19 protein-coding genes and 1 tRNA gene are annotated in these 25,279 nt (G+C 32.6%); 16 read left to right on the top strand and 4 right to left on the bottom strand.

Annotated elements, in window-relative coordinates; all coding sequences use genetic code 11:
* The first annotated feature begins 12 nt into the window (after nucleotides 1-12).
* Both VKY41_RS05700 and dusB read left to right on the top strand, forming a co-directional pair.
* Nucleotides 13-1,236, top strand: coding sequence for a M28 family peptidase (locus tag VKY41_RS05700; RefSeq protein ID WP_500813473.1), 1,224 nt, complete (start codon nucleotides 13-15; stop codon nucleotides 1,234-1,236).
* 46 nt (nucleotides 1,237-1,282) lie between these two features.
* Entirely contained in the window at nucleotides 1,283-2,275 is a 993-nt protein-coding gene (dusB, locus tag VKY41_RS05705; protein WP_500813474.1) for a tRNA dihydrouridine synthase DusB, read from the top strand.
* Here the strand turns inward: dusB and VKY41_RS05710 are convergent.
* Nucleotides 2,272-3,477, bottom strand: coding sequence for an ABC transporter permease (locus VKY41_RS05710; protein WP_500813475.1), 1,206 nt, complete (start codon nucleotides 3,475-3,477; stop codon nucleotides 2,272-2,274). The genes dusB and VKY41_RS05710 overlap by 4 nt on opposite strands.
* Entirely contained in the window at nucleotides 3,478-3,873 is a 396-nt protein-coding gene (gene rbfA, locus VKY41_RS05715; protein ID WP_500813476.1) for a 30S ribosome-binding factor RbfA, read from the bottom strand.
* Between the two features lie 189 nt (nucleotides 3,874-4,062).
* Here rbfA and mce point away from each other — a divergent pair, with 189 nt between their 5' ends.
* The 6 genes from mce to VKY41_RS05745 all read left to right on the top strand — a co-directional run bounded on the left by mce (nucleotide 4,063) and on the right by VKY41_RS05745 (nucleotide 10,109).
* Nucleotides 4,063-4,467, top strand: a complete 405-nt coding sequence (gene mce / locus VKY41_RS05720) for a methylmalonyl-CoA epimerase (protein WP_500813477.1) — start codon at nucleotides 4,063-4,065, stop codon at nucleotides 4,465-4,467.
* An 87-nt stretch (nucleotides 4,468-4,554) separates the two neighbouring features.
* Nucleotides 4,555-4,628 (top strand) — tRNA-Ile (locus tag VKY41_RS05725).
* 132 nt (nucleotides 4,629-4,760) lie between these two features.
* Nucleotides 4,761-5,993 carry a DUF3127 domain-containing protein gene (locus tag VKY41_RS05730; protein ID WP_500813478.1) on the top strand — a complete coding sequence of 411 codons (1,233 nt, stop codon included), beginning with the start codon at nucleotides 4,761-4,763 and terminating at the stop codon, nucleotides 5,991-5,993.
* Nucleotides 5,994-6,330: 337 nt separating this feature from the next.
* Entirely contained in the window at nucleotides 6,331-7,605 is a 1,275-nt protein-coding gene (locus tag VKY41_RS05735; RefSeq protein ID WP_500813479.1) for a ribonucleotide-diphosphate reductase subunit beta, read from the top strand.
* Between the two features lies 1 nt (nucleotide 7,606).
* Nucleotides 7,607-9,394, top strand: coding sequence for a ribonucleoside-diphosphate reductase subunit alpha (locus tag VKY41_RS05740; RefSeq protein WP_500813480.1), 1,788 nt, complete (start codon nucleotides 7,607-7,609; stop codon nucleotides 9,392-9,394).
* Between the two features lie 379 nt (nucleotides 9,395-9,773).
* Nucleotides 9,774-10,109, top strand: coding sequence for a 7(1) septoil knot domain-containing protein (locus VKY41_RS05745; RefSeq protein WP_500813481.1), 336 nt, complete (start codon nucleotides 9,774-9,776; stop codon nucleotides 10,107-10,109).
* Between the two features lie 20 nt (nucleotides 10,110-10,129).
* Here VKY41_RS05745 and VKY41_RS05750 read toward each other — a convergent pair whose 3' ends face one another.
* Nucleotides 10,130-10,279, bottom strand: a complete 150-nt coding sequence (locus tag VKY41_RS05750) for a hypothetical protein (RefSeq protein ID WP_500813482.1) — start codon at nucleotides 10,277-10,279, stop codon at nucleotides 10,130-10,132.
* Nucleotides 10,280-10,472: 193 nt separating this feature from the next.
* On the opposite strand from VKY41_RS05750, the gene VKY41_RS05755 reads away from it, so the two are divergent.
* Both VKY41_RS05755 and tamL read left to right on the top strand, forming a co-directional pair.
* Nucleotides 10,473-15,587 (top strand): translocation/assembly module TamB domain-containing protein, encoded by a 5,115-nt coding sequence (locus tag VKY41_RS05755; RefSeq protein ID WP_500813483.1) that lies wholly within the window; start codon nucleotides 10,473-10,475, stop codon nucleotides 15,585-15,587.
* Nucleotides 15,588-15,605: 18 nt separating this feature from the next.
* Nucleotides 15,606-17,885 (top strand): translocation and assembly module lipoprotein TamL, encoded by a 2,280-nt coding sequence (tamL, locus tag VKY41_RS05760; RefSeq protein WP_500813484.1) that lies wholly within the window; start codon nucleotides 15,606-15,608, stop codon nucleotides 17,883-17,885.
* A gap of 134 nt (nucleotides 17,886-18,019) precedes the next feature.
* Here tamL and VKY41_RS05765 read toward each other — a convergent pair whose 3' ends face one another.
* Nucleotides 18,020-19,072, bottom strand: coding sequence for a 2Fe-2S iron-sulfur cluster-binding protein (locus VKY41_RS05765; RefSeq protein WP_500813485.1), 1,053 nt, complete (start codon nucleotides 19,070-19,072; stop codon nucleotides 18,020-18,022).
* A 198-nt stretch (nucleotides 19,073-19,270) separates the two neighbouring features.
* On the opposite strand from VKY41_RS05765, the gene VKY41_RS05770 reads away from it, so the two are divergent.
* The 6 genes from VKY41_RS05770 to VKY41_RS05795 all read left to right on the top strand — a co-directional run bounded on the left by VKY41_RS05770 (nucleotide 19,271) and on the right by VKY41_RS05795 (nucleotide 25,266).
* Entirely contained in the window at nucleotides 19,271-20,752 is a 1,482-nt protein-coding gene (locus VKY41_RS05770; RefSeq protein WP_500813486.1) for a DUF5687 family protein, read from the top strand.
* A gap of 11 nt (nucleotides 20,753-20,763) precedes the next feature.
* A complete protein-coding gene (locus tag VKY41_RS05775; RefSeq protein WP_500813487.1) occupies nucleotides 20,764-21,486 on the top strand; it encodes an ABC transporter ATP-binding protein in 723 nt (240 codons plus the stop codon).
* Nucleotides 21,487-21,653: 167 nt separating this feature from the next.
* The gene (gene porW, locus VKY41_RS05780) at nucleotides 21,654-24,221 is read left to right on the top strand and encodes a type IX secretion system periplasmic lipoprotein PorW/SprE (RefSeq protein WP_500813488.1); all 2,568 of its coding nucleotides are present in this window, start codon (nucleotides 21,654-21,656) and stop codon (nucleotides 24,219-24,221) included.
* Between the two features lie 18 nt (nucleotides 24,222-24,239).
* Complete coding sequence (locus tag VKY41_RS05785; RefSeq protein ID WP_500813489.1) at nucleotides 24,240-24,668, top strand: bactofilin family protein; 429 nt, start codon at nucleotides 24,240-24,242, stop codon at nucleotides 24,666-24,668.
* Nucleotides 24,622-24,867 carry an AtpZ/AtpI family protein gene (locus VKY41_RS05790; RefSeq protein ID WP_500813490.1) on the top strand — a complete coding sequence of 82 codons (246 nt, stop codon included), beginning with the start codon at nucleotides 24,622-24,624 and terminating at the stop codon, nucleotides 24,865-24,867. Before VKY41_RS05785 ends, VKY41_RS05790 begins: the two co-directional genes overlap by 47 nt.
* Nucleotides 24,868-25,266: a hypothetical protein gene (locus VKY41_RS05795; RefSeq protein ID WP_500813491.1), complete on the top strand. Its 399-nt coding sequence runs from the start codon at nucleotides 24,868-24,870 to the stop codon at nucleotides 25,264-25,266.
* Nucleotides 25,267-25,279 lie beyond the last annotated feature (13 nt).

Consider the following 25,279-nt stretch of genomic DNA (forward strand, 5'->3'; position numbering starts at 1 on the left):
AACATTAATAAGATGAAGCGGTTAGCTCTAATAGTTTTTTTTATTTCACTTTTTGGTTGTAATCAAGAATTTAAATATGAAAATAAAATAAAAGAAGATGTTACTTACATAGCTGATGATAAGCTCGAAGGACGGGAAACCGGATCTAAAGGAGAGCTGTTGGCTGCGGCTTATATTTCTGAGCGTTTTAAAGAATTAGGTCTTCAACCAAAAGGAACAAATGGATTCTATCAAAGTTTTAATTTTAAACCTAAAACAGATCCACATAGTGAAGTTGCTTATTCCTTAAACCCAGAAGATTCAACTGTTACCGGTACAAACGTTTTAGGCTATTTAGATAACCAAGCAGAAAATACCATAATAATTGGTGCGCATTACGACCATTTAGGATATGGAAGTGATGGCTCTTTGCATAGAGGAGAAAAGGAAATCCATAATGGTGCAGACGATAATGCTAGTGGAGTGGCCATTATGCTAGATTTAGCTGCAAGATTAAAACAAACAAACACCTCAAATAATTATTTATTTATGGCGTTTTCAGGTGAAGAAATGGGCTTGTTAGGTTCAAATTATTTTACTAAAAATGCTACTATGGATTTAAGCAAAGTCAATTACATGATTAACATGGATATGGTTGGACGCTTAAAAGAAGATAAAACTTTGGCTGTTTATGGAGTTGGCACCTCTCCAGTATGGAAACAAACTTTATCAACAACAAATCCGGGGTTTAAACTTGTAGAAAATGAATCTGGAGTAGGACCATCAGATCATACGTCTTTTTACTTACAAGATATTCCTGTGTTGCATTTTTTTACTGGACAGCATGACGATTATCACAAACCAGGAGATGACTCTGAAAAACTTAATTATGAAGGCATGGATGCCATTTCAAATTATATTTTTGATGTTATTTCCAACTTGGATGGTAGTGAGAAACTGCCTTTTACTAAAACTAAAAATGAAAGTGAAGAAACGCCACGTTTTAAAGTTGGTTTAGGCGTAGTTCCAGATTATTTATACGATGGAGAAGGAATGCGAGTAGATGGTATAAGTGAAGATAAACCAGCACAAAAGGCAGGATTGCAAAAAGGTGACATATTAATTAGACTTGGAGATAGTGCTGTTGTGGACATGATGAGCTATATGAGAGCCTTATCCGTTTTTTCAGCCGGCGATTCTACGAAAGTTGTTGTAAAAAGAAATAATGAAACGATAGAAGCTGACGTTCAGTTTTAAAAACTTAAGACTAGAAAACAATTTAATCTAAAAAAAACAAACTCAAGTGGTAAAAATAGGCAACATAGAACTTCCAAATTTCCCATTACTTTTAGCTCCAATGGAAGATGTTAGCGACCCTCCTTTTCGTGCGTTGTGCAAGGAACAAGGTGCGGACGTGGTATATACAGAATTTATTTCTAGTGAAGGCTTGATACGTGATGCTGCTAAAAGTATCATGAAATTAGATATTTATGAAAAGGAACGTCCAGTTGGAATTCAAATTTTTGGAGCCAATTTAGAAAGCATGTTGCAAACCATTGATATTGTTGAAAAGTCGAATCCAGATATCATCGATATTAATTTCGGCTGTCCTGTTAAAAAAGTGGTTAGTAAAGGAGCAGGAGCAGGGATTTTAAAAGATGTTTGTTTAATGGAGCAGCTAACTGCCGAAATGGTAAAACGTACAAATATTCCAATTACCGTAAAAACCCGATTGGGTTGGGATCACGATTCTATTAGAATTGTTGAGGTGGCTGAAAGACTTCAGGATGTAGGTTGTAAAGCTATTGCCATTCACGGAAGAACGCGTGCTCAAATGTATAAAGGAAATGCCGATTGGAGGCCAATTGCTGAAGTAAAAAACAATCCACGTATGCATATTCCGGTTTTTGGAAATGGCGACGTAGATACCCCAGAACGCGCTATGGAAATGCGTGATGTATATGGTTTGGATGGTTGTATGATTGGACGTGCCACCATTGGTAATCCGTGGTTTTTTAAACAAGTAAAACACTTTTTTAATACAGGTGAACATTTGGGTCCTGTTACTTTAGAAGAACGTGTAGAAGCTGCTAGACGTCATTTACAAATGGCTATAGATTGGAAAGGAGAAAAACTTGGAGTTTTTGAAACTAGAAGGCATTATACAAATTACTTTAAAGGAATTCCTAATTTTAAGGAATATCGAACAAAAATGGTTACAAGCGATGAATCTAAAGACGTATTTGAAGCTTTTGATGAAGTTTTAGACGCCTTTTCAGATTATGTGATGGTTTAATTTTCCACCAGATTTTTAGAAATTCTAACCGAAGCTATTTTTGAGGCAAGAACACCTAAAATGGAAATGGTTACAAAAACGATAAGTATATTTTCAGCTTTTAAGGTTACTGGATAGGGTAGACTTTGGGTAATCATAATCAATGAAAAGGTTTTTTGTAACCAAACAACCAAGCAGCCTAATATTAGGCCAATTATACCACCAACAATACTCATTAAGCTACCTTGTAGGAAAAAGATATTCCTAATATTTGAAATAGTAGCTCCTAAGCTGAATAACGTTTTTAAAGTGCTTTTTTTGTCCAATATCATCATAATAATGGAGCCAATCACATTAAAAAGTGCAATAATCAAAACAAGTGTGAAGATTAAATACACAGCTAAATTTTCGGTATTAAGCATTTTGTAAAGGGCGTCGTTTAATTGTGCGCTGTTTTTCAAAAGTATTTTATCGCCTAAAACCGATGAAATTTCTTTTCTAGCATGAGCTTCAGTAGCATTTTCATTTAGTTTAAACTCAATGGCCGTCACTTCATTTTCCTTATAATTAAGGAGTAGTCTAGCCATTTCAATAGGCGCATAAATGTATTTATCGTTTAAATTTTCATTCACATCAAACACGCCAACATTTACAGCATCGAACGTGTTGAATGCTTGGTTTGCCGAGGTAATTTGTCCTTTTCCAGGTTTAGGAACATACAGATTGATGCGTTTACCATAATTTAAAACACCAAAAGATAAGGTGTTTGCAATGCCCCAACCAGAAACAATCTGATTTGTTCTTTGAGTGAGCCAACTTCCTAAAACAATCACGGAATCAACAGCATTTACAACTTCAAAATTCTCGTCAACACCTTTAATGTATCCGTTTGGATAGCTTTTATCTTCAAAAGAAATAAATACTCGTTCCTCTATTATTTTTGAATAAGAAGCCACACTTTCTAGCTCATTTAACTTAGTAAACTCTTCTTCAGAAATTAAAAAAGATTTACCAACCGAAGCTTCGGCCTTTAAATCGGGATCAATAATAGAAGTAAATTGTAGAGTAAAATCTTTTAAGCCTGCAAAGCCAGAAAGTACTATAAACAGAGATGCTGAACCAAGAATTACCCCAATGGCAGCAATAATGGTAATAAAATTAATAGCATTGTTAGAGCTTTTAGAAAGCAAATAACGTTTGGCTATGTATAACGAAAAATTCAATTACGATTTTTTGCGTTTATCTAAAAGGTCAGGATTATTTAATGGGTTATCCTCGCCTTTTAATGACTTATCTATTTTTTCTATATACTCTAGAGAATCGTCTAAATAAAACTGAAGTGCAGGCATGCGTCTTAATTGGTGTTTGGTACGTTGTGCCAATTCGTGCTTAATTAAAGGCGCATTAGATTTAATACCTTCAATAAGTTCCTTTCCCTTAGCGCTTGGAAAAATACTTAAATATACTTTTGCAACGGATAAATCTACCGTTACTTTTACTTTAGAAACGGAAATAAGAATTCCATGCATTCCACCTTGTGTGGCAGCTCCTTGAAGTACTTCTACTAAATCGCGTTGTAAAACCGATCCTATCTTTTTTTGTCTTTGACTCTCTTCCATATTATTAATTTTTTAAAAGTCATTTAAATTCTAATTTCTCTAAATTATGAATTTTGACATTTATTATAAAAACCCATTAGGGATTTCTACGGTGCAAAAATAACCATAATTAAAGATTATATTACTTTTGCAGCTAAAATTCGTAACTTATACCAGGTATTTTAAATGGTAATTACAAAAATTATTAAAATGAATAAGATTGAGCATATTGGTATTGCCGTTAAAAATTTAGAAGAATCCAACGAATTGTTTTCGAAGTTGTTTGGAAAATCACATTATAAAATTGAAGAAGTAGCAAGCGAAGGTGTTAATACTTCTTTTTTTCAAGTAGGTGAAAATAAAATTGAATTACTAGAAGCCACTAAACCGGATAGCCCAATAGCCAAATTTATTGAAAAGAAGGGAGAAGGCATTCATCACATAGCTTTTGATGTGTCTGATATAGAAGCTGAAATTACTAGATTAAAGAAGGAAGGATTTGTTGTTTTAAACGAAACCCCAAAAAAAGGAGCGGATAACAAATTAGTGGTATTTTTACACCCAAAATCAACAAATGGTGTATTAATTGAGCTTTGTCAAGAGATAAAGGAATAAAAATACTTTGAGAGTACAAAAATATGTAGTAATATTGCACTCTCTTTGTAAAAAAGGAGAAATGTCGAGTTAGCTTTAATGCTAATAGGTCCTATAACTCAGCTGGTTAGAGTATCTGACTCATAATCAGAAAGTCCCTGGTTCGAGCCCAGGTGGGACCACAAGTAAAAACAAGCCTTACAGAAATGTGAGGCTTTTTTTATGGATTTAACTTATGTATTGATAAATTTTATTCAATTTAGAAGTAATTTTCTCAATTATACTTTAGGTTAAAAATACGTTACAGATACTACATGAATAACAAACATCTTTTTATCAATTCCGTTTCAGCAATAGATGCCAAGTCACTAGAAAATATTTTAGTAAAAAATGCATTCAGAAAATTTGCTAATGTTAGTTTTATCGAGAAGCTAAATGAAATATTTAAAGAACTAAAAGCAAGTGGTAATACACAGCTTGATGTTCATAAAGGAGTTGGAGCCTGTGGATGTAATAACAAAAGGAAAGTGTTTTGTTTTGTAGGGAATAATACGAAGGACTTCTTTACCTTGGCCTACGATGAAGATGAACATAATTACTACAACTTTTATAAGTCCTGCGATGTTGTTAATTATGAAACATCACCGGACTTAAACAAATTTTATTACTTTTCTATAAAACTAGAAGACACTACTGAATACAAAAATCATCAAGATGCTTCTGAGCCATTACGCGAATACAAAGAATTAAGTTCTAAAGATATTTGCAACATGAAGGAAATAGAGACCTGGTTAGAAAAATATAAAATTTTATATAACAACACGGTTGAAGTAATTGAAGGTAATATAAACTCACCTAAACTGAATTCAGTAGAATTATTAGTGAATAAGGAGTTTGAAAATTTATACGGAACTTTAAATATCTTATCTATACTTTATAAAAAGGAAATTTATTTTAAGAAGCAATTAGAAGACTATAATAAAGTTAAGGATAGCGTGTCAAAACTTAAAACTTGGTTCGATTATCAGCATAAAAATAAAGGTGAATATAAATTGTTTTCTTCTGTGTTTTACGATAACAGAGAGCTTACCCATTACCGTTTTGAAATAAATGATTTAAAATTAAACCCACAAGATTTTAAATACACTCTTGGCTTTATGAAAATTATTGAAGATAGCCAGGCAATTGAGTTTGACGGAGTAGTTAAGGTTATAAGTGAATTAGAGGTTTTTGAAAAATCAAAAACTCGTAGATCCTTTAAAAAGCAAAGTATTGTATTATCCATTGATGATTTTTGTTGTAGTAAATACAAGGTTACTTTTTCAGAAGCAAGAGTAAAGCACTTAGAAAACTTAAATCTAGGTGACTTTGTTAAGGTAAGAGCAAGACTTACAGGTGGAGAATGGGAGAAAACAGAAGGTGTTAAGGAGCATGTGCACGGTCTTTTTGGTTGGAGTTTAGAAAAACTACAGCCCAAACCAGCCCCAAAAGAAAACACCGAGGAGGTGGATTTGTATTATAAATACATGTTGTTGCGGCCTTTTTAATAAAAAACACCTTTATATATTAATAAGAATACCTTCCATTTTTAGCTAACCTTTTAATTATCAATCAAATCAATCAACAAAATTTTAAATAACTAAGGAAAACGGTTCCTAGCCGATTTTCATTCCATCTTACTTTTATAAAAAAGTGTTTTCATAAACGAAATGCTTCAACTTTTTTGCTTCATATATAACCGTCAATTTGTTATGATTTTTATTTCAAAAAATATAAATGTTGATAACCATGTGGAAAACCTAAATGAGTTTTTGTGTAAATAGTGAGAATAAAAGCAGACCTTTATGTTCGCAAATTTTCTAATCCCTCAATCAATAAAGCAACATGAAAATTATTTCTGTTTTAAAAAGAGATTTCGTAACGGAATCCTTTGATTTAAACAAGATTACCAATGCTATTTTAAAAGCAATGACCGCCGTTCAACACGGACAATTAGCAGATGCTGAGAGCATTTCGAATAAAGTTTTTACCTCATTATTGGAGCGAAAAAAACTAGATGCTGACTACGTGCCCACAGTAGAAGAAGTACAAGATTTTGTAGAGACCAAACTTATGGAAAGTGGTTTTTTTGATGTTGCTAAAGCTTATATTTTATATAGAAATGAACAATCAAAAAAACGTAAAAGCAATATTTTTGAAAAACGAATTAATTTAAAGCCTTACGAGTATCCAGATTTATACGAATACGTTCCGGCAATTAGACATTCGTACTGGATTCATACCGAATTTAACTTTACTAGCGATGTTCAAGATTTTAAAACCTTACTTTCAGATTCTGAGCGTAATGCTATAAAAAATACCATGTTAGCTATTTCTCAAATTGAAGTGGCTGTAAAAAACTTCTGGGGCGATATTTATCATAGAATGCCTAAACCAGAAATAGGTTCGGTTGGAGCAACTTTTGCCGAGAGTGAAGTGCGTCATCATGATGCCTACTCGCATTTGTTAGAAATTTTAGGGTTAAATGAAGAGTTTAAAAACCTAAAAAAGAAGCCAGTAATCATGAAACGCGTGCAGTATTTAGAAACTGCTTTAAAAAATGCAAAAAGTGAAGATAATAAGGAATATGCCGAATCGGTTTTACTTTTTTCACTATTTATAGAACACGTGTCTCTATTTTCTCAGTTCCTTATTATTATGGCCTTCAATAAGCATAAAAACATGCTTAAAGGAATATCCAATGTTGTAGAGGCAACTTCTAAAGAAGAGCAAATTCATGGCGATTTTGGAATTGACCTAATTAAAATTATTAAATCGGAAAATCCAGATTGGTTTGATGCTGAATATCAAGTTATGATCCAAGACATGTGTCGTGATGCCTTTGAGGCCGAAAGCAAAATTATAGACTGGATTTTTGAAGATGGCGAACTAGAATTTTTACCTAAAAACCTAATAAATGAGTTCATAAAATCGCGCTTTAACAATTCATTGGAAAGCATTGGAATTGATAAAGTATTTGATATAGATGAAAGCCTTCTAGCAGAAACCGAATGGTTTGATGATGAAATTATAGGCACCAAACACGGAGATTTTTTCGTAAAACGCTCAATCAATTATAGTAAAAGAACACAAAGTATAACCAGTGATGACCTTTTTTAAAATGAATAACAGTAAACTTACCTTAGATTCAGAAGCCAAAACCTCAAACGACAACGACCTACTTTTAAAATCAAGAAAAGAAGCGCTTAAAAACAATAAAGAACAAGCAAGCAAAGGTTTTGAATGGCTAACAGAACATAGCCGAAACTTTTTAGCACTTGGTTATTTGGCGGAAGGAATGTCAGCCGAGCAACGCATTCGTGAAATTGCAGATCACGCAGAAAAAATCCTTAAAATACCAGGATTTTCGGATAAATTTTATGGTTATATGTCCGAAGGCTTTTATTCATTAGCATCACCAGTATGGTCTAACTTTGGAAAGGAAAGAGGTCTTCCTATTAGTTGTTTTGGATCCCATGTGGCTGATGATATGGGGAATATATTATACACGCAATCCGAGGTTGGAATGATGTCAAAACTAGGTGGAGGAACATCTGGATACTTTGGTAAAATTCGTCATCGTGGTGCTGAGGTAAAAAACAATGGTCAAGCTTCTGGAGCCGTGCATATCATGCAACTTTTTGAATCTATGGTAGATGTTGTGAGTCAGGGTTCTGTTAGACGAGGACGCTTTTCACCATATTTACCAGTAGAACATCCAGATATTATGGAATTCTTAGAAATTGGAACCGAAGGAAATCCAATTCAAGAATTAACTCATGGAGTAACCGTTACTAATCAATGGATGCAAGAAATGGTTGATGGTGACGTTGAAAAGAGAACTATTTGGGCAAAAGTATTACAACGAAGAGGTGAAATGGGGTATCCGTATATCTTCTTTAAAGACAATGCAAACAATGCAGCTGCCGATGTGTATCGTAAAGAAAATCACACTATTTATGCTAGTAATTTATGTACAGAAATTATGTTGCCATCAAATGACGAATGGTCTTTTGTTTGTGTATTATCTTCTGTAAACCTATTGCATTACGATAAATGGAAAGATACCGATGCGGTTGAAACTATGGTTTATTTCCTAGATGCCGTAATTACTGAGTTTATTGAAAAATTAGAAGTTTATAGAGATTCTGAAGAAAGGGAAGATCGTCAAACCTTCCTATTTATGGAACGTGCGTATAATTTTGCAAAAGAAAATAGAGCACTAGGTTTAGGTGTTTTGGGTTGGCATTCTTTCTTACAATCTAAAATGTTACCATTTAATAGCCAAGAAGCTTATAATTTAAATAGTGAAATTTTTAAACTTATTAAGGAAAAATCCTATGCTGCTTCAAGCCAATTAGCTGAGAAATTTGGTGAGCCAAAAGTACTTAAAGGATATGGAAGACGTAATGCTACATTAAATGCTATTGCACCTACAACTTCTTCAGCTTTCATTTTAGGTCAAGTGTCGCAAGGAATTGAGCCGATATGGTCTAACATTTATGTGAAGGACATTGCCAAAATTAAAACAACAATAAAAAACACATACTTAGAAGCATTATTAGAAGAAAAAGGTAAAAACACCCAAGAAGTATGGTATAGTATTAGAGATTTTGATGGCTCTGTGCAACATCTAGATTTCCTTACAGATTTAGAGAAAGACGTGTTTAAAACTTACTCTGAAATCGATCAAATGGACATTATTTATCAAGCAGCAAATCGTCAGAATCATATTGATCAAGGACAATCGGTAAACATAATTGTACACCCAGATATGCCAGTTAAAGAGATTAATAAAATTCATGTTACGGCATGGAAATTAGGTCTAAAATCGCTGTATTACCAACACAGTATGAATGCTGCTCAAAAGTTCAGACAGAAAAAAGAATGTACAAGTTGTGAAGCTTAGTTGCTTAAAATAGCTTTTATAATAATTAAAACCCGTTTTTATAAACGGGTTTTTTATTGCTCTAATTTTTGAATAAGCCCATGATTTTTAAAAGCAAAGAATCATGTTTTTAGAGTAGTAATACGTTAATTTATACATAATGTATTAATCCATAATTTAAAAAATAGAATTAAAATAAAAGACCGCTTCAGTAAGGGACTCCTCTCTCTTTAATTTAAAATTTATAGTAAGTTTTAAATTGGATATATACTAGAATCAACATATTACTAATTGAAATAGAAATGATTCAAAGACGTTTATCTTGTTTTACTTTTAGAAAATTGAAATAAACCAAAATCAAATTATGTATATTTAAAAATTGAATTTTAATACCTCCTTTATGAAACTTCTTTTAAGCCTATTTTTAGTTTTTTGCTTTGGATTAAGCTGTTCTGCACAAAAAGTATTTTCAGTGCAATATGCTAATCAAGCCGATGTAAAGGTGTTTGTTGTGGATTATGAAAATCAGGCAGATTTAAAGGTTTATAAAGTAAATTATGCTAATCAAGCCGGTAAAAATAATGGTAAATGGTTTTTTACAAAATATGCTAATCAAGCCGATAAAAAAGTTTTTTACGTAGATTATCAGAACCAAGCCGATTTAAAAATATTTTTTGTTGACTACCAAAATCAAGCGGGATGGCGTGATAAATCGAAACAGCACTTAATGTATTGATTTATTATTTTAAATAGAAATTATTTCTCCTCCTTAGCCTTTTTAATAATAGCTTTTAGTCGCTCTTTTCTAAGTTCTTCTTCAGCTTTTTTCTTATTAATTTTTCTATTAAGAAGTTTGGTATGTTTGGCCTTGTTTTTAGTGTTTTTCTGACCCTTAGGTTTTGGCATATAGTTTTATTTTAATACGTCACGAATTTTGGTTAATAAGCTTAAATTTTTCATCTAAGTATTAAATATAACGCTAGAAAGCTCAAATTTAGTTAAATTTCAGGCTATCAACTCTTATTATGAGCTTTAAATATACATATTTAAGCAGATTAACATTTGTAAAAAGAATAAATTTGCACTTCAAAAGTATCGTTTGAAAGAGATTGAAAATAGTAGCGCACAACAACCGATTCTTAATAAAAAGAAGCGGTTTAGATTCTTAAAAATAGTCGGAAGGATTATTTTAGGCTTTCTCTTACTCTTATTTTTGCTTATTCTTTTTATTAGAAGCCCTTGGGGACAGGATATTATTGTTACAAAAGCCGTTTCTTTTCTCTCCAATAAAACCAAGACCAAAGTTGAATTAGATAAACTGTTTATCACCTTTGATGGCGACATCCAATTAAATAGATTGTATCTAGAAGACCAGAAAGGAGATACACTTATTTATTCACGAAAACTGCAAGCAAATGTACCACTTTGGTCCATGATTCAAGGAAATGGGGTTGGGGTTGATGCTTTGAATTGGCAAGGTGTTCGTGCCAATATTACTAGAAAAGATACCATTCAAGGCTTTAATTTTCAGTTTATTATTGATGCCTTTGATTCGCAAGACAAATCAGAAGTTGAGGTGGACGCTACAGCGGCACCATTAAATATCCTTCTGGGTAATTTGCGTTTTCAAGATTTTGATATAGTTTATAATGATGTGGTAACAGGTATTGATAGTCGGTTTAAAATCGGAAAACTTCAAGCAGACTTTGAAAAAACCGATTTAGAAACCATGACTTTCATAGCTTCGGAATTAAAATTAACTGACAGTCGAATTGTATTTTCACAAACTCTAGTTCCTGATACTCCAGGCTCTGAAGGTACAACCTTACCTAAATTAACCGTTAAAGAATTAACGCTTGCCAATGTTTATGCCGATTATAATAGCGAAGCAGATAGGATAGCAGCCACTTTAGATATTCAAGAGTTTTTTTCCGAAATCCCGAATATCGACCTAGCTAACCAGGTTTTTGAGGTGAATGAATTCAGTCTTAAAAATTCGAATATTGTGCTAAGAACCGAAACCGAAAAGAATGCAGTTACTGAAAAAGTCGAGGAAGTTTCCGATGATATAGAACACGATATTGAAGCTTTTGAATGGCCAAGTATTCAATTCCTTATTGGAGAAATAGATCTAATAAATAATAATTTCAGCTATTTTGTGAATAATGAAAAAGGTAAAAACGGAGTTTTTAATGCTAACGCTATCCAATTAACAAACATTAATTTTAATGCGGAAAATATCGCGCTAAAAGATAAAATAGCTGAACTAGAGTTAATCGAAGCTTCTTTTAAAGAAATTTCAGGAATCAACTTAAAAAGTTTACAATTCCAAATAAATGCCACGGACAAGCAACTTAAACTTTCAAACTTAAAAACAGCGTTGAATAACAATTTCCTTCAAGGGAATTTACAACTAGACTATCCTAGTTTAGCTAGATTAATTAAAGCGCCTAACCAATCGGAAGTAGCTATTCACATGCCTTCATTTAAGGTGTCGCTTAAAGATTTATTTTTATTTCAGCCAAGCTTAAAAGAAAATGACTACTTAAATACCCTAAGTAAAAAGTTAATTTATGGTAACATAAATGCTAAGGGTTATTTATCGGATATTAATTTATCAAAAATGACCGTTACGTGGAATAATACGAAATTTTCAGCCAACGGAAGCATTCAAAATATCACACAAACAGACGCTTTAGCTTTTAATATTCCTGCTTTTTCAGCTGTTACAAAACGTTCAGATATTATTCAATTTGTAGAAGAAGAAAATCTTGGAATAAACCTACCTAACGATTTAGAATTAAAAGGAACAGCAAAAGTGAGTCTTAACGATATTATAGCTACGGCCACTTTAACTACGTCTCAAGGTCTAGCAAAGGTTGAAGGGCAATTTAAGAACGGCAAAACGATAGAGTTCGATGCAGATCTTGAAATTGAAGAGTATAAATTGAGCGAACTTCTGAAAAACGAACAATTAGGCAATTTAAATATCAAATTAAAAGCTCACGGAAAAGGAGATAATATCAATAATTTAGACGCAACACTTGATGCTACTGTTTCTAGTTTTAAATACAATAATTATGATATAAGCGATTTAAAACTAGTTGGAGACATAAAAAATGGGTCGGGAACAATAAGTTCTAACTATAAGGACAATAATTTAAATATGACGTTAGACTCCCAAGTTATCTTGGATTCAATTTCATCAGAAGCTAACATCAATTTAAATATTATTGGCGCCGATTTAAAAGCTCTAGGCCTTAATCAACGTGATATAAAAACACGCATGAAAGTGGCTGCCCATTTTAAAGGAAATTCCACCAATTTTGAAGCCACTGCTCAGGTAGACGACGGCATTTTTGTGTCCGACAACAAGTCCTATTTACTGGGAACAGTAAAAGCTATGGCTTATATAAAACCTGATACAACTTCAGTTTCGGTAAACAATAAAATGATCGATTTGGTTTTGCAATCCAATACCAATCCGCAAACTTGGTCTACCTCATTAAAACAACATGTGTTAGGTTATTTTTATCGCGATGAAAAAGTAATGGATAGCACCATGAAAGGAGTGAATTTGAAATTACGAGGAAACATAAGCGAAGGAGCTATTTTAAAAGATGTTTTCCTAGTAAATCTTAAAGATCTTGACACAGTAAATATTGCTGTAGATTTTAACGAAAGAGAACGAAAACTAACCGCTAGAGTAAATGCACCTCATATAAACTATAGCGATATAACTGTGGATAGTTTGGCATTTTCAATGGATACTGATCAGGAAAAATTTAATTTTAATTTAGGTTTTAATCAAATTAAGGCAGCTCCTTTTCATATTCAAAAAACCATAATAGAGGGCAATCAAATCGATAATGAATTAGCATTAAGTCTTGTAGCCTATCATAAAAATGATAAAATAATTCAAATTTTAAGTCAGGTAAGTGGAACCAGTGAAGAACTTCGATTTCACGTGTTACCAGAAAACTTGATTCTAAATAAAACCTCATGGAGTGTTCCAAAAACCAACGAAGTACTTATTTATGATAAGGAATTGGTGTTTAACGATTTTCGTTTTAGCAAAGGCAATCAGTCTATTGAAATTACTGATAAGTTACCAGACGTGTCAAAAAATCACATTGCTATAGATTTTAAAAATTTTAAACTCAATGAGTTTTTAAGCTACTTAAACCCAGATAAAACCTTGGCTTCTGGGAATCTTAATGGCGATTTCATTTTAGAAGAACCTTTTGCCGAAACGGGAATTTTAGCCAATTTAGATATTTCTCAATTCCACGTTATGGATGTCGATTTAGGAACCTTAGATGTTAACGCTAAATCTTTAGGAGGAGAAAGTTACGACTTTAATGCCATGTTGAAAGGTGGAGAAGTAGATTTAGATTTAAAAGGCGATTATGTTGCAAGTCTAACAGGAGCTAATCTCGATCTTGATTTGAATATCAACAAATTTAATATGCAGGCTTTAGCTGGGTTTTCTGAAGGTGAAATAACGGAAACATCAGGGAGTTTTTCTGGGAACTTCAAATTAACGGGAACAACAAAAAAACCTGAATATAATGGGAAATTGCAGTTCAACGATGCCAATTTTAAAATAGCCAAATTTAATTCAGCCTTTACTTTAAACAATGAAATCTTAAATATTGACAATTCTGGGGTTTCTATGAAAGATTTTACCGTTCGCGACGAGAACAAAAATACTTTTGTGATGTCGGGAAAAATTGGAACAGAATCTTTTATCAATCCAACCTTCGATTTACAGCTTGTTGCTAATAATTTTCAAGTGTTAAACGCCACCAAAGATGATAACGATTTTCTTTACGGAAAAGCGAGTTTTAATGGGAAAGCAAAAATTACTGGCGACATGCAAATTCCGAAAGTTGATATGGATATGAGGGTTAATTCAGATACCAACATTACCTATGTTTTACCATCGGCCACAGTAAATATGGAAGAACGTGAGGGCGTTGTCATTTTTGTAAATAGAGATAACCCAGATGCAATTTTAACCAGAACAAAAGAACGCACCGCCACCTTAACAGGAATTGATTTTAAAGCTCTTTTAAAAATTGGGAAGGAAGCCACAGTAACCATTATTATAGATGAAGAAACTGGTGATAATTTTAAAGTGTCTGGTGAAGGTGACTTTAACGTAACCATGAATCCTAATGGAGTTTTAAGACTTTCTGGTGTATACGAAGTATCTTCAGGTCATTACGAATTAAATCTTTACAAGATTGTTAACCGTAAATTTAATTTAATTCCTGGAAGCAAGGTTACTTGGTCTGGCGACCCTTTCGATGCTAAATTGGATGTAAAAGCAGTCTATCAAGTGGATGCTTCCACCTCGTCTTTAATGGCGCCAATGTATTCAGGAAGCGATCCAGCCGTAAAAGGGAAATTCCGTCAAGTGTTACCATTTTATGTCTTTTTAAATATCGATGGAGAACTTTTAGAGCCTAAAATAGCTTTTAGTTTAGATATGCCAGAGGATGACCAAGGCGCAATTGGAGGACAAGTTTATGGGAGGATTCAACAATTAAATAATCAAGAAGATGAATTAAATAGACAGGTGTTCTCACTCTTGGTTTTAAACAGGTTTTATCCAGATTCAGGAAGTGATGGAAGTGAAGGAGGTGTTGCGTCAATAGCGAGAGACAACTTGAATGATGCTGTTTCCGATCAACTTAATATGTTTAGCGATAAGTTATTAGGAACATCTGGTTTTGAACTTGATTTTGGCCTAAATAGTTTCACCGATTACCAAGGAAACACCCCGCAACAACGAACCCAATTGGATATAGCGGCTCAGAAAAAACTATTCAACGATCGTGTTATTGTTCGAGTAGGAAGCGAAGTTGATATTGAAGGAAGCAGCTCCTCCGGTGAAGAAACTCCAATAATTGGAAATGTAAGCGTGGAATATTTATTAACAGAAAGTGGACGATATAGATTAAAAGGTTTTAGTAGAAATGAATTTGAAAACGTAATCGATGGCCAAACCGTTGTAAGTGGTATTGCCTTAATTTTCACTCAGGAATTTAATAAATATAGCGAACTTTGGAACGCTTTGTTTAAAGCGCAAACCGAAGAAGAGAAAAAATTAAAAGCTGAAAAAGAGGCTGCAAAAAAGTTGGCAAAGGAAAAATTAAAAGAGAAAGAAGAGAGCACTCAAAAAAGCATTGAAGAAAAGAAACAGTAATAAAACCAACAGGATAATTTGAATTTCAATTTAAAACACATCAGTATTTATTTATTCCTAATAGGGAGTTTATACTCATGTAGTATAGCTAAGTATATTCCTGAAAACGAACGTTTATTTACCGGTTCTAAGCTAACTATAGAATCTGATTCTCTTATTAAAAATGAATCTGCTTTAAAAGCAGAGTTAGAATCGGTGATGCATCCAGAGCCAAACTCTACCTTTTTAGGAGCACATTTAGGATTGTATTATTACTATAAAAACCAAAAGGAAAAACCAGGATTTATAAACCGTTGGCTGTATAAACAATTTGGCGAAAAACCTATTTATCAATCCGATGTAGAAGCTTATGAAGTAGAAGACTTATTATTAAACCGACTTGAAAATAGAGGTTTTTTCTATAGTAGTGCTTCTTCCGCCTTTGAAGAAACTGAAAAGAAAGCTTCAGTAAAATACAAGGTAAAAGTACCAGGACCTTATAGAATGACTAGCTATCAATTAGACTCTTTGCCAGCAAGTATTGAAAACAATATGAGAAAAATAGTTTCTGAATCGCCATTTAAGGAGGATATGCGTTTCGATTTAAGTAATATGAAATTAGAACGAATCCGGATAGATAGAGAGTTAAAAAAAAGAGGGTATTATAATTTCAATAACAATTTTTTAATTTTTGAAGCAGATACCAACAGATACACTAATAGAAAATTCGATTTATTTCTGAAATTAAAAAACGAAGTCCCTAAAAAAAGCTTGATTCCTTATGAGATTTCAAAAATCAATATTTACCCTAATTATGAAGTTTCTGATTCTTCACATATAAATTCAACTCGTTACAAAGAGAGGAATTATATTCAGAAAGAAGAGTTTTTCAAACCTAAATATTTAGATCCGTTTATAGTTATAAAAGAAGGGCAATACTATAATCCTGAAGACTCAAGAAACACCGCTAGACGTCTTTCCACTATTGGGTCTTATAAGTATGTAAATATTCAATACAAGGAAATAGATACTATGACATCCGATAGTTTGGGGTATTTAGAAGCTGATATTTTCCTTTCACCACTTAACAAGCGTTCGCTTCGAGCCGAACTTCAATTAGTAACTAAATCTAATAATTTTGCTGGACCTGCTTTAGAGCTAACCATGAGCAACAGGAACCTGTTTGGAGGTGGCGAAATTTTAAATATTAGTCCAAAAATAGGTTACGAAAAACAATTAGGTGGCGATAATAATACGGGTAATAGTAGTTTGGAATTAGGCTTGGCTAACGAACTTATTTTCCCAAGAGTTTTATTCCCTATTAAAATTGATAATAATTTCTTTAAATATTCTATACCTAAAACAAAAATCTCCTTGGGGTTAGATTATTTAAACAGAACCGATTTATACGCGTTACTTTCAGGAACAGCCTTGTTTGGTTATTCATGGGATGCTAACCGGTTTGTAACTCACGAGATTAATCCGCTTTCAATTAATTATACAGAGTTGATTAACACAACCGAAAAATTTGATAAAATTCTTGATGAAGACCCATTTTTAAGGAGAAGTTTTGAGCAACAATTTATTTCAGGTCTTAATTATTCATTTACTTATAATGAAATGGTAGACTCACGAAAGAAACATCAGATTTATTTTAATTTCACTTTTGATATGGCGGGGAATACTATAAGTCTTTTTGCTAAAGATCAAGGTCCCGATAAACCAAAAACAGTATTAGGATTGGAGTATGCGCAATACGCCAAAGCTGATGTCGATTTGCATTATCATTTAAATTTTCCGAAAGAAAAAGTTTTAGCAGCTAGACTTTTTGCAGGATATGGTTTAGCTCACGGAAATTCTAGTGTAATTCCTTTTGTAAAACAGTATTATTCTGGTGGCCCATACAGTGTACGTGCTTTTAATATTCGCTCTTTAGGTCCAGGTACCTATAATGCAGAAATTGATGGAACAAATAGCAGTGATTATTTCGATAAAACAGGAAACATTAGGTTGGAGGCCAACATAGAATATAGATTTCCAATCGTGTCCTTTTTAAAAGGAGCTATTTTTGCCGATGTAGGAAACATTTGGAATTCGGTAGAAAACCCAACTTATAATGGAAAAGATAAGTTTACAAGCAATTTTATAAACGAGTTAGGAATGGGCGCTGGAGTAGGATTAAGAGTAGATATTCAAAGTTTTGTAATTCGTTTTGATTTGGCAGCACCGTTTCATAATCCATCCTTACCAAAAGCAGATCGATATAATTTTGACGTGGATGCTACTGTCTTGAATTTTGCAATAGGATATCCATTTTAAATTCCATAAAACTAAATTCCAACCTAAATACTGCAACTAGAATAATTCTAAAAGGATATTCTTAATTCGTGTATTAGTTAATTGGAATTTAGTTTTTGAAAATTTTTAACAGGGCAACTAAACCCACAGCTTAATTAAATATCGTCGTAATCTACTTTAAGCGTTGGAGTTGTTGGGTGTGCTTGACAGGTTAAAATTAAGCCATCAGCTACTTCACCATCGGTTAAAATATTGTTTTGTCTCATCATAACTTCACCTTCGGTAACTCGGGCTAAACAACTACTGCAAATACCACCTTGACAAGAGTAAGGAGCGTCCAAATCTTCATCTAATACAGCTTCCAAAACAGACTGTTTTTGAGACATTTCAAAAGTAGTTTCTTCATCGTCTAAAACCACGGTAATTTTTGTGTTTCCGCTGGCTACTCCGTCGTTTACGTCTGCCGGTTTAGCCGCTTTAAAAAGTTCATAAAACACATTTTCTTTTGGAATGTTGTGTTCAGTTAACACGTCTTTTACTGTATGAATCATGGCTTCCGGACCGCATAAGTAAAAGGCATCTACTACCACATTTTTATGAGTGTTTTTCATTACAAAATTAACAGTGCTCTTTTCAATTCGGCCAAAAATAGCATCTTCTTCATCTGCTTGACTAAAAACAAATTGAATAGAAAAACGCTCTTTATATTCATGTTTTAGGTCTAAAAGTTCTTGTAAGAACATGGTTTCTTCTAGGTTTTTATTCCCATAAACAAGAATAATTTTGCTATTAACCTCCTCTTCTAAAGCACATTTAATAATGCTTAAAACAGGGGTGATTCCGCTTCCAGCAGCGAAGGCAGCAATGTTTTTTGTTTTTGAATCGTTAGGTGTAAATATAAAACGACCGTTTGGAGGAGCTACTTCTAAAGTGTCTCCAACTTTTAATGTGTTATTTGCAAATGATGAAAAAGTGCCATCTGAAACTTCTTTCACAGCAACTTTTAATTGTCCACTTTTTGGTGAAGAACATATAGAGTAATCTCTTCGGATTTCGTGATTATTAATAGTTGTTTTTAGGGTAATATATTGTCCTGCTTTAAAAGCATAGCTGTCTTTTAAATGTTCAGGAACATCGAAACTTAAAACAACAGATTTATCGGTAACTCTATGAATATCCTTTATTGAAAGTTTATGAAAATGTGACATATTTAAATTTTTCACAAAAATAAGAAATACAGTTATGATTTTAGTTTGATTGTAACAAAATGTAGATTATTATTACTAATTAAAATAAAGGTTATTATTTAATTGAAAATCCAATTTTATAAAGAATCAGGGTTTTTTGTATAAACACTTAATTATTAGTTTGTTTCCTGTGAGATTCAATCCAATGAAATTAGATCCATGAAAATAAAACATTTTATAAATCTAGAATGGAAGCAGTACTTTAGATCGGCTTATTGGCAAAAAAGCATAGCAATAAATATTTTATTGGTTTTTGTGGCTTTGTATTTTGTGGTTTCCTTTTTAATTTTAGGAATTGCTCTATATCCAATTTTAAAAGAACAGTTTCCAGATAAGGATCCTTTAGTAATTGTAAATAGCTATTTGTTTTATTGGTTTTTGACGGATTTGGTTATGCGCTTTTTCTTTCAAAAACTACCGGTTATGAGCGTTAAACCGTTACTGATTTTACCCGTAAAGAGAAGCAAAGTAGTACACTATGTTTTAGGAAAATCTGTTTTATCGTTTTTTAATTTTCTCCCGCTATTTGCTGTTGTTCCTTTTGGAGTGATGCTAGTTATTAATGGATATGCATTGGTTTCAGTAGTATTTTGGGCCCTTGCTATCTTCTTAATTACCTTAATTATTAACTTTTTCAACTTTATTATTGAAAGTTTTGCTTCCGAGAAAGACCTTTCATTTTTACCAATTTTGGCTTTTGCCGGGGGCTTATTAGCTATTAATTATTTCAATTTAATTTCTTTTACAAATTTGGTGTCAATTGCAGTTAATTCTGTTTACGAAAACCCTGTATTTGTAGTTGCTTTCTTCGTAGTTCTAATGGCTTTATACTTTGTGAACTTTAAGATTTTAATTAATAAATTATATTTAGATAGTTCCTTAAAAACCAAAACTCAAGAAGTTAAAGCTTCCAATTTAGAATGGACTAGGAAATTTGGTGATGTGGCAACGTTTATGCAATTAGATTTAAAACTTATTTGGAGAAATAAACGTCCAAGATCTTCTGTTTTTATATTGGTTATAGGTTTGTTGTATGGCTTGTTGTTTTATCCAAATCCAAGTTATCAAGACAAGCCGTGGTTTTTTGCTTTTATAGGCATTTTTGTTACGGGTATTTTTCTAATCAATTTTGGACAATTTATTCCTGCCTGGGATAGTGGTTATTACAAAATGCTAATGAGCCAAAATATTAAATACAAACAGTACTTGCAGTCCAAACATACTTTAATGATCTTAAGCGTTGGTATAATGTTTATTTTAAGTATTCCTTATGTGTATTTCGGTTGGAAAATTTTATTGGCACATACAGCCGCAGCCATATATAATATTGGTGTTAATACCTATGTTATATTACTTGGAGGCTCATATAATCGAAAGAAAATTGATTTAAATCAACGAGCTGCTTTTAACTATCAAGGTACAGGAGCAGTTCAATGGCTAATTGGTATTCCATTAATGATTCTGCCGGTAATTATTTTTGGAGCGTCGTACTACTATCTTAATTTCGAAATTGCTTGTTTAATTTTAAGTGCATTCGGGTTGATAGGTATTGTATTTCATAAAAAGCTCATGGCTTATATTACCGAAAAATATCTGGCTTCAAAATATAAAATGATTCAAGCATTTAATCAGGATAATTAATAAACATTTACATGATTAACGTATCAAACCTTACAAAAAAATACGGAAGTAAATCCGTTTTAAATATTGAAAACCTTAACATTCCTAAAGGTCAAAGTTTTGGTTTAGTAGGAAATAATGGCGCAGGAAAAACAACCTTTTTTAGTCTGTTATTAGACCTTATTAGGCCTAGTTCTGGATTTATAAAAAGCAAGGATATTTTAGTTAATTCTAGTGAAGATTGGAAATCTTACACCGCAGCTTTTATAGATGAAAGTTTCTTAATAGGCTATTTAACACCTGAAGAATATTTTTATTTTATTGGCGAACTTCGAGGACAAAACAAAGCCGATGTAGATGCAGTAGTATCTAAATTTCATGATTTTTTCCATGGCGAAATTTTAAATCAGAAAAAATATTTAAGAGATTTAAGTAAAGGAAACCAGAAAAAAGTTGGAATTGTAGCTGCTTTAATTGGTAATCCTGAAATAATTATTTTAGACGAGCCTTTTGCTAATTTAGATCCAACTACTCAAATCAGACTAAAAAATATTCTTAAAAATCTAGCAGAAACCCAAGGGGTAACCATTTTAATATCCAGTCACGATTTATTGCATGTAACAGATGTTTGCGAACGAATTGTTGTTTTGGAAAAAGGAGAAGTTATTAAGGATTTAGCTACAAGTGCTGCTACTTTAAAAGAATTAGAGAGCCATTTTGCTGGTAACGAAACCCTGATGGACGAGTCCATTTAAAGACTAAGAAAGCCCAAATCACAAACAACTTGCGGACTTTGCCATTCTGCAGAAGTTATATTTGGGATATTTCTTTACAAATAATTCAAAAAGATGCCTTATTTTTACGGCTATACATAATATTTACAGCTAATTTAAGTTAATAGTTTAACCTAATAAAACAAACGTTGCGAACATCTTTTAGAATCATATCATTCCTATTTTGTGCCATACTTTTTATAACGAGTTGTTCTCGAAAAAAGGACACGTTTTTAAGTAGGAATTTCCATGCGCTAGCAGCAAAAGACAACATTTTATATAATGGTTATTTGGCTTTAGAAGAAGGAAAACAAGCTCTTAACGAATCTTACGACGATGATTATTGGGACATTTTACCAATTGAGCGCATGCAGGTTTCAGAAGAAGTGACCCTTCCTGGACAAAGTTCAAACGATCGTTTTATAAGAGCAGAAGAAAAAGCTGTAAAAGCCATTCAAATGCATGGAATGAATATTAATGGCAAAGAGAAAAACCCTCAAATAGATGAAGCCTATTTGCTTTTGGGTAAAGCCAGATACTTCGACCAGCGATTTGTGCCTGCCTTAGAAGCATTTAACTATATCTTATATAAATATCCAGCTAGCGATAAAATTAATCAAGCAAAGATTTGGAGAGAAAAAACCAATCTCAGACTAGAAAATAATGAGATTGCTATAGAAAATCTTAAGCGTTTATTAGATCAAGAAAGTATAGAAGGGCAAGACCTAGCCGATGCTACTTCTACTTTAGCTCAAGCCTATATTAATATTGAAGTACTGGATAGTGCCGTTACACAACTAAATACCGCTAGTTTTAATACTAAAAATAACGACGAACGAGGACGATACCGTTATATACAAGGACAGTTGTATAATAGATTAGGTTATAAAGACAGCGCAAATATTGCTTTTGATCAAGTGATTAAGTTAAACCGAAAAACCCCGCGTATTTATCTAATTGCTGCGGAATTAGAAAAAGTAAATAATTTCGATCATGTAGAAGGAGACAAAACCTTGGTTTTAGAAAAATTAACAAAAATTGAAGAAAACCGAGAAAACAGACCTTTTTTAGATAAAATATATCATCAAATAGCTGATTTCTATGCCAACGAAGAACAAGATTCCTTAGCTATTGCATATTATAATAAGTCCTTAAGAACCAACTCTAGAGATCAAAAATTAAAGGCCACGAACTACGAAATTTTAGGCGATTACTATTTTGATTATTCCGAGTATAAAACTGCTGGCGCCTATTACGATAGTACTATGACTAATATGGTAAACAATTCTAAACCATACAGAATCATTAAAAGAAAACGTGATAATTTAGTTGATGTTATCTACTACGGAGAAATTGCCTATGTTAACGATAGTATTATAAAACTTACGCAATTAACTTCCGATGAAAAGTTAGCGTATTTTACAGATTATACAGAAAAACTTAAAATTAAAGCTGAAGAAGAAGCCGAGAAAGAAGAATTAAGACGAGAGGCCGAAAGTAGAAACCAAGATTTTGCATCTGCTGAACTTAAAGGTAAAGAGTCAAGCATGGCGACTTTAAAGGGAGGGCCAAATACACCTCCAGGTTCTAGTTTTTATTTTTATAATCCTACTACCGTTGCTTATGGTAAAAACGATTTTCAAAAACGATGGGGAGATAGAGCTTTGGAAGATAACTGGAGGTGGTCTTCAAGAAGTAAATCTAATCTAGATATTAGAGCAAAAGACGCAAATGAAGTAATTGCTCGAGATACGGAATTATTCGATCCAGAATTTTACATTTCTAAAATCCCTACCGACCATAAGGAAATTGACAGTATAGCCAAACAAAGAGATTTTGCATACTATCAATTAGGGGTTATTTATAAAGAAAAATTTAAGGAATACAAGCTTTCTAAAACCACCTTTCAGGATTTATTAAAAATGGAGCCAGAGGAAAAGTTGGTTTTACCTTCAAAATACAATCTCTATAAGTTATTTGAACTTATGGGTGAAAATGACGAAGCAAATATTGCTAAAAGTGATATTATAGCCAATTATCCAGATTCCAGATATGCTGCTATTCTGAAAAATCCAGAAACAGCAGCCTTAACAGATGAGAACAGTCCAGAAAACATTTATAAAACCTTATATAGCAAGTTAGAAAACCAAAACTATAGTGAGGTAATTACAGAAGCGGAAGAATATATTACACTATTTGAAGGCGATCCAATGGTTCCAAAGTTCGAGTTGTTAAAAGCTACAGCTATTGGTAGGTTTCAAGGTTTTGAAGCGTATAGTGAAGCTTTAAATTTTGTAGCTTTAAATTATGCAAATTCACCAGAAGGAGTAAAAGCGCAAAACATGATAGATAGTGTCTTGCCAAAATTAGCTAGTAAAGAATTTAAAGAAAACGACACAGATATCAACTTTAAAGTTGTTTATTATTTTAATAATCCTTCAAAAGAGGAATTGGCAACTTTTAAAAAGAAGTTACAAGATGAAATAGAAAAGGTGAATGTGTATACTCTATCTCTTTCTGTTGATAAATATGATGCAACAACAAGCTTTGTTGTTGTTCATGGATTAAAAAGTAAAGAAGGTGCTACTGGATATGCGCTTTCCTTGGAAGAAAGAAAAAAAGATAAAATTAAACAGGATTTTTTCGCAGTATCTTCATCTAATTACAGAATCATTCAAATTCATAAGAATTTCGATGAATACATAAAATTACAATAACCCCAAATAATACAAATTATGTTTTCCGACAATAAAAGAAATAGACAAAACCCTGAACTAGTATCAAGTCAGAATATTATTTCTAGTGGCACTAAAATTACTGGCGATTTAATTAGCGAAGGCGATTTAAGGATTGATGGTACAATCGAAGGAAGTATAAAAACACCGGGAAAAGTTGTTGTTGGTAAATCTGGAGCAGTTATTGGAACGCTAGATGGAACCGATGCACATTTTGAGGGGAAGTTTTCAGGAAAGTTATCTTTGTCAGGAACTCTAACTTTAAAATCTTCTGCTCATGTAGAAGGCGAAGTGATTTTAGGAAAATTAGAAGTGGAGCCAGGAGCAACATTTAATGTAACCTGTGTCATGAAAGGCACTATTAACGAAAACCATTCAAATAGTGGGCAACAAAGAGGAACAAAACAAGGACAGGAGAAAATCTCTTAACACCTATGCTCGTTATTCAAGCATTGCATTTCAAATGTTTGTTATAATTGGAATTGGAGCTTTTATTGGTGTTAAGTTAGATGAGTTTTTTCCAAATAAACACAGCCTTTACACTATTATTTTTTCGTTGGTGTTTGTAATTTTTTCCATTTTTTTTGTAATAAGACGTATTATTGCAATCTCAAAAGAAGATAATTAAATGAATCCAGTTTTTATTTCTAGACAACTTTCGTTTTTAGCCCAAAATGTAGCAATTACACTTGTCCTACTAGGTTTGCATAGCTACCTACTATCACATTTTGGTACTATGACCTATATGATTCCTATATGGCAAGTTTATGTGTTTCACTTTGCTGTAACTACGTTGGTTTATTCTGTAATAAATTATCAATACTCTAGAGGAAAAACGGAAATTTTCACCTTATTTATGGGGTTTACACTCTTAAAAATGATCTTGGCTATTGTTTTTTTATTACCTGTAATCCTATCAGAAATGGAGAAAAAGCAACCTGATGTATTCAACTTTTTCATCCCTTATTTTTTATACTTGTTTTTTGAAGTGTATTCTGTAACTAGTTTTCTTCAAAAAAAACCTTAAAAGCCATTAATTA

The organism is Xanthomarina sp., from assembly GCF_035306605.1.
Taxonomy (GTDB): domain Bacteria; phylum Bacteroidota; class Bacteroidia; order Flavobacteriales; family Flavobacteriaceae; genus Xanthomarina.